The sequence below is a fragment of the Nitrospirota bacterium genome (genome assembly GCA_016212215.1).
GTDB lineage: Bacteria > Nitrospirota > 9FT-COMBO-42-15 > HDB-SIOI813 > HDB-SIOI813 > JACRGV01.
In genome coordinates this window covers 1-5,761 of sequence record JACRGV010000070.1, presented here as the reverse complement: position 1 = coordinate 5,761, position 5,761 = coordinate 1, and the positions used below count along the sequence as shown (strand labels likewise).

Genomic DNA, 5,761 nt, shown 5'->3' with positions numbered 1-5,761 from the left:
TGTCATATGATAATGTCTCTTCCTTACCCCTTCTCCTAAAGATCTTGTATAACTCTTTTCCGCCAAACAGGTTCCTTTCTCATCATTTGCAATTAATATAAAGGATTAGGCATATTTTATCATAATCAAAAGATAAAAATAAAAAATAATTCATTGGTATCGCAGATTCAGATTATATGGCGTTGGCTATATGCTCCACAGTGAACCATCCTTGGCCGTTAGGTTGGTTAACATTGACGATAATTGGGAATTAAGTGCGGTGTCCCCGGAATTCCTAAGACCTGCCCCCATATTTCCATGAATTGCCCATTGGGACTTTGTTTTGCAACAGAATAAATTTTATGTTAGATTTATTCCGACGTTATGGAAGAATTTAATGTAGAGAAAACGATACTGAAGAGGAGGAATACGATGAAGACTATAGATCAACTGGCAAAACAAGCAATGGTGCTTAAGCCGACAGAAAGAATTCGGTTAGTTGAAGCTATTTTATACAGCCTTGATAAACCTGATCCGGAAATCGAAAATAGTTGGATTGCTGAATCTGAGGCTCGATATAAAGCTTATAAGCGGGGAGAGCTTGAGGCAATTGAGTGGGAAGAAATCAGAAAGAGATATGAACGTTGAAGGTTCGGCTTATATCCACTGCTAACTTTGAATTGGATGAAGCTGTAAGGTACTATGACCATCAGTTGCCCGGTCTGGGTTTTCGCTTTTTTCAGGAAACATCAGCAGCTATAGAACGTATTAGTTTTATGCCGGATGCATGGACAAAAGTAGGCATTGAAACACGGCGCTGTATCCTAAAAGGTTTCCCTTATGCTCTTCTTTATGTGATCGAAAAAGAAGAAATATTAATAACAGCAGTGGCACACCTTCACAGAAATCCGGAACATTATAAAGATAGAATCAGATAAAAAAGACTTTTTTTCTTCGGTGTACCGGCGGCATTGTGTCTTAGTTCAGTATGGTGTCCCCGGAATTCTACGAAAATAAAAAGTGATATTTCAAGACCTGATATCATTAACAGCATAGGGGTAAAGAGACCCCTCCTTGATTAAGCCAACAAAGGTTATAATAGCCTTTGTAAATTGTGGTTATTAACCAAAAGGAGGGATCGTTATGAGATTATACGTTGGTATGGATATTCATTCAAGCAATTGTTACACAGGTATTATTGATGAGAATTCAAAGAAGTTATTAGGCCGCAAGATTACTAATGATAAGAGAAAGATTATGTCGGCCCTGTCACCGTATAAAGAAGATATTACGGGGATCGCTGTGGAATCAACTTATAACTGGTACTGGCTTGTAGATGCCTTGATGGAAGAAGGATACAAATTGCATTTAGCAAATCCATCAGCAATGAAGCAGTATGAAGGAATAAAGTATCTGGATGACCGGCACGATGCCTTTTGGTTGGCAAATATGCTCAGGCTGGGCATTCTTCCTGAGGGTTATATATATCCTCGAGAGACCCGCGGTATACGGGATCTCCTGCGGCAGAGGAGCAGGTTTGTTGTCCAGAAGACTTCTTTGAAACACACATTACAGCAAATATATTGTAATAATACTGGAGTAATATTAGGTAACAACACCATGTACGGCCTCAGTGAGGAAGAGATAAGAAATGCATTACATGATGAGTATCTGTCTTCTAATGGGGTAAGCATTCTCTCGACTATTCGTTTTATAGAGGGGCAAATAAAAACCATAGAGACTCAGATATTAAATAAGCTCAAGGGGGAGCCGCCTTATACTTCACTTACAACCGTTCCCGGGATTGGTGTTGTATTAGGCATGACAATTATTCTTGAGAGCGGGCAGATAGACAGGTTTGCTTCAGCCGGTAATTATGCCTCATACTGCCGTTGTGTTCCCACTGCCTATTGGAGCAACAGCAAACAAAAAGGCGGTGGGAACAAGAAGAATGGCAATAAATATCTCTCATGGGCATTTGCTGAAGCAGCAAATTTTGCTATCCGGTATTGCAAAGAGGCGAAGGCATTTTATCAAAGGAAATGTGCGAAGACGAATCAACCATCTGCATATCGTGCTGTAGCAAACAAGCTGTCAAAGGCTTGCTATTATATTATGAAAGATCAAACGCCATTTGATGCAGAGCGTTTGTTTCAAAAGTAGCAGGAAAGGGTTGAGGTTGCTGAGCCAGGCGTAGGGGTTGGTCAGAAACCATCAGACCTGATTGGGGGCAGCCTCAACCCGTTTTATAAAATAAGAGGATGTCCTTATGATCTGCCCATGCCATGAGCCAAAAAGGGTTGGCCCAACCTAATAAGTTATTTAGGGAAGGAGCTATAACATTAATCTGAGTGGACATCGGCATGGAACCGAATGATTTCTGGGACAGCCAAACCGGCTGTCTGGGCCAGGGAGTGTAGTATTTATTTCTCAGGCTAGTTCCTGATGGGTGACTGAAGCAGGTCATTATTTTAATGAACTGACTTCAAACCAAAGAAACCAAGGGTGCGGATTGAAAAGGATTATCCCAATAATAGTTTATGATACTTTGTTGATAGAAAGACCTAAAAACAGAGAGGGGAATCTTTTTGCCCTATTGACAAAGCTGTTAATGGGTGACCCCATATTCCATTCCACATATTCCATTCCATATTCCATATTCATATTCTGACCCCATATTCATGTTCTTTTTATCAGATTTCTTAATTCCTCTACTGACATCTCTGCAACCTTCATAAAATCACCTCCTATTCAATATATGAAAATAAATCCTGTACTCATCTTATGAAAATAAGCCATGTTTTGCAAGTATTTGCAAGCAACGACTAAGAAGTTTGTGGTTACTGAATTTAAGAAACCAAAAAATATTGCCTGAGATTGAATTGTTGTCAGTCTGAATATTTATTGACCCTGCAAAAGCTTAATTCGCAAATCAAGGCAAGACACAAATTATCTCTTTCAGACTATGGAACATTGGCCGTCTGCTCCACGGCGTACCAGCTTTGGCCGTTGGTCTGAGTAACATTGACGATAATTGGGAATTAAATGCGGTGTCCCCAGAATTCCCAGCCCACGAGTAGACGAAGAAAGCAAAATCAATAAAACTGACAATTCAAGACCTGACCCCCAATTTTTCCTCGATATAAAGCTTATAAGCGGGGAGAGCTTGGGACGAGAAAAGGGGACAGATTTATTTTTATAAGGTAAAAAATAAATCTGTCCCCTTTTACGCTTTTACGTTCCAAGGAAGTAGCCGTTAGAATAGTTACAAATATGTTTGCCAATAATCCCATTGTCACTATTTGTAGAATTAAACTTGACCCATCCGGCCAATGTAAACCCTCCTGATGAAAAGTTAAATGCGGCCGTATTACTTAGTTCAATGTAATTATTAATTCCATTAAAGCTATAAGCACTATCAGCACTATAAAACCTGTCATAAGCTAAAGCAACCCCGTTTACTATTCCATGATGTCCATTGCCGCTCTCATCATTGGCATTGCCGTTAAAGGGATAGTAGGCAATAAGGCCATTTGAAAAATCAGGGACAGTAAGTGAAAATTTCTGAATGCGATTATTGCTAACATCTGACACATAGGCATTTCCCTCCGCATCAATAGTAATTCCACGAGAGTCAGCAAACTTACCGTCATCTGTGCCATATGAACCCCATTTATTTATTAACGTACCATTGGAATTATACTTTTCTACACTATAACGGTTATTTGTGATAAAAACATTCTCAGAGGAATCAATAGCTATCCCCAAGCCGGGAGAACCAAAATACCACTTTTTTAGGAGCAATCCACTTGGACTGAACTTCTTTATACAGTTATTGGAATTATCAGGAACATAAACATTCCCTAATGAATCAACTGCTATACTTATTGGATCAGAATATTTAATTTCTCCTGTAATATAAATAGCCCACTTTGTAATAAATGAACCATCTGAACTGAACTTTTGAACACGTGCATTCCAAGTATCAGCTACATAAACATTTCCAAATAAGTCAACAGCTATGCCGTTCGGTGTATCAAACTGACCATCTCCTGTCCCAGAAGACCCCCATTTAGTAATAAACATTCCATCTGAACTGAACTTTTGAACACGTGCATTCGAAGCATCAGCTACATAAACATTTCCAGATGAATCTACAGCAATGGCTGACGGCCCACTAAATTGCCCATCTCCGGTACCTGGTGAACCCCATTTTGTAATAAATGTACCATTAGAAGTAAACTTCTGTATTCTTGCATTACCTGAATCGACAACATAAATATTTCCTGATGAGTCAACTGCTATGCCAATCGGCCAGGCAAACTGCCCATCTCCTGTGCCAGAACGACCCCATTTTGTAATAAATTTATAAGCCTCAGTAATTATTTGATTTGACACATTACTTTCCCCAAAACTGTTAACAGCCGTTATCACATAGTAATAGGTTGTATTCTCCAAAAGCCCTGTATGCCAATATGATGTAGAAGTAATTCCGCTTATTTTGGTTCCGTTGGCCTTACTAACACCTTCTGCCCTTGACCAGTAGATATTATATGACGTTGCATTACTGACAGTATCCCACTTGATAGTAGCCTGACTGTCACTTGCAGCAGGAGTTACACCTGTTGGTGCAGAGGGTGGGGAAGACAATGTTATCCCATCGCTACTCGCACTCGATACATTCCCTGCCGCATCCTTAAACCAGACATATACTGTCTTCTCTCCATCTCCGCTGCTTAATGTAAATGTTACACCGGCAGAATAAGAGGTTGTAGCTGTAATAGATTTTCAGCCTGCGTCACTGGGCAGTGGGGTAGCTGAATTTTCTGAGGCAAAATAACCGGTGACTCCAACACTATCCGTTGCAGAAATGGATAGTGTTACAGATGTGGAATTTGATGCTGATGCACCACTGTTGATGAAGTTTGTCCCTGTTGTATTTGCAGGTGGAGTGGTGTCTAAAGTTATTACAGATGTATATTTTGCTGAGGTCTGGTCAGACTCCACGCTTTCGCCATAGCTATTTACTGCTGTAACTACATAGCGATAGGTCGTCCCATTAGTAAGACCTGGGTGGAGATAGGGGCTTTTAACATTGGAGATCTTTGTGCCTGTGGTCTTTGAAACGCCTGATGTGGTTGACCAGTAGATGTTATAGGATGTCGCACCACTAACAGCATTCCAACTGATTGTAATCTGAGTATCACCGGCTTTGGCAGTCACACCAATTGGGGCGGATGGTTTAGTGCCAGAGCTGATTTCAGTGCTAAAGCTCCATGAATAGCTGCCTGCCATTGGATTTCCGGCAAGGTCTTTAGCCCCTGTGCCCCCTGTGCCTATGCCTGCCGTGTATGTTGTGTTATACGATAAACTGCCTGTGGGGGTAAATGTGGCTGTCATATCATTTAAGGCCACTGTTCCGGGAATATTTGTACTTCCATTGGAAACAGTAAATGTCTCTTTTGTCATCGTCTTGCTGTCAATCGGCTCTGAGAAGGTTGCGGATATTTTTGAGTTGACCGGAATATTTGTTGAACCGTTCACAGGATCTGTTGAACTTACAGAAGGAGGGGTCTTGTCTTCCACAGGCTTTGAACCGGGGTCCTTCGGGTTTGTCCCTTGCAGAATCTCATAAAAGTTCTTAAATCCATCGCCATCATCATCAATATCTTTTTCAGGAGGTGCGAGGAAGATTTCATTATCCTTACCTGATATTAGATTTACTGTACCTTCTGTGTTGGCAAGCACGACTCCTGTATCCTTAAATTTATAAACTATTTTA

The 5,761-nt window shown here is 40.5% G+C and carries 5 protein-coding genes; 3 read left to right on the top strand and 2 right to left on the bottom strand.

All coding sequences use genetic code 11. The features are described from left to right. Positions 1-411 precede the first annotated feature (411 nt). From HZA08_06265 to HZA08_06255, 3 genes are all read left to right on the top strand, one after another. Positions 412-627: an addiction module protein gene (locus HZA08_06265; protein ID MBI5193031.1), complete on the top strand. Its 216-nt coding sequence runs from the start codon at positions 412-414 to the stop codon at positions 625-627. Further along, positions 624-917, top strand: a complete 294-nt coding sequence (locus HZA08_06260; protein MBI5193030.1) for a type II toxin-antitoxin system RelE/ParE family toxin — start codon at positions 624-626, stop codon at positions 915-917. The genes HZA08_06265 and HZA08_06260 overlap by 4 nt, the downstream gene beginning before the upstream one ends. Positions 918-1,122: 205 nt before the next feature. Continuing rightward, on the top strand, positions 1,123-2,142 hold the full coding sequence (locus HZA08_06255) for an IS110 family transposase (protein MBI5193029.1): 1,020 nt from the start codon (positions 1,123-1,125) through the stop codon (positions 2,140-2,142). A 1,071-nt stretch (positions 2,143-3,213) separates the two neighbouring features. Here the strand turns inward: HZA08_06255 and HZA08_06250 are convergent. Next, complete coding sequence (locus HZA08_06250) at positions 3,214-4,629, bottom strand: hypothetical protein (protein ID MBI5193028.1); 1,416 nt, start codon at positions 4,627-4,629, stop codon at positions 3,214-3,216. Positions 4,630-4,767: 138 nt separating this feature from the next. After that, positions 4,768-5,761: Ig-like domain-containing protein (locus HZA08_06245; protein ID MBI5193027.1), on the bottom strand; the 994-nt coding region annotated here is incomplete at its 5' end.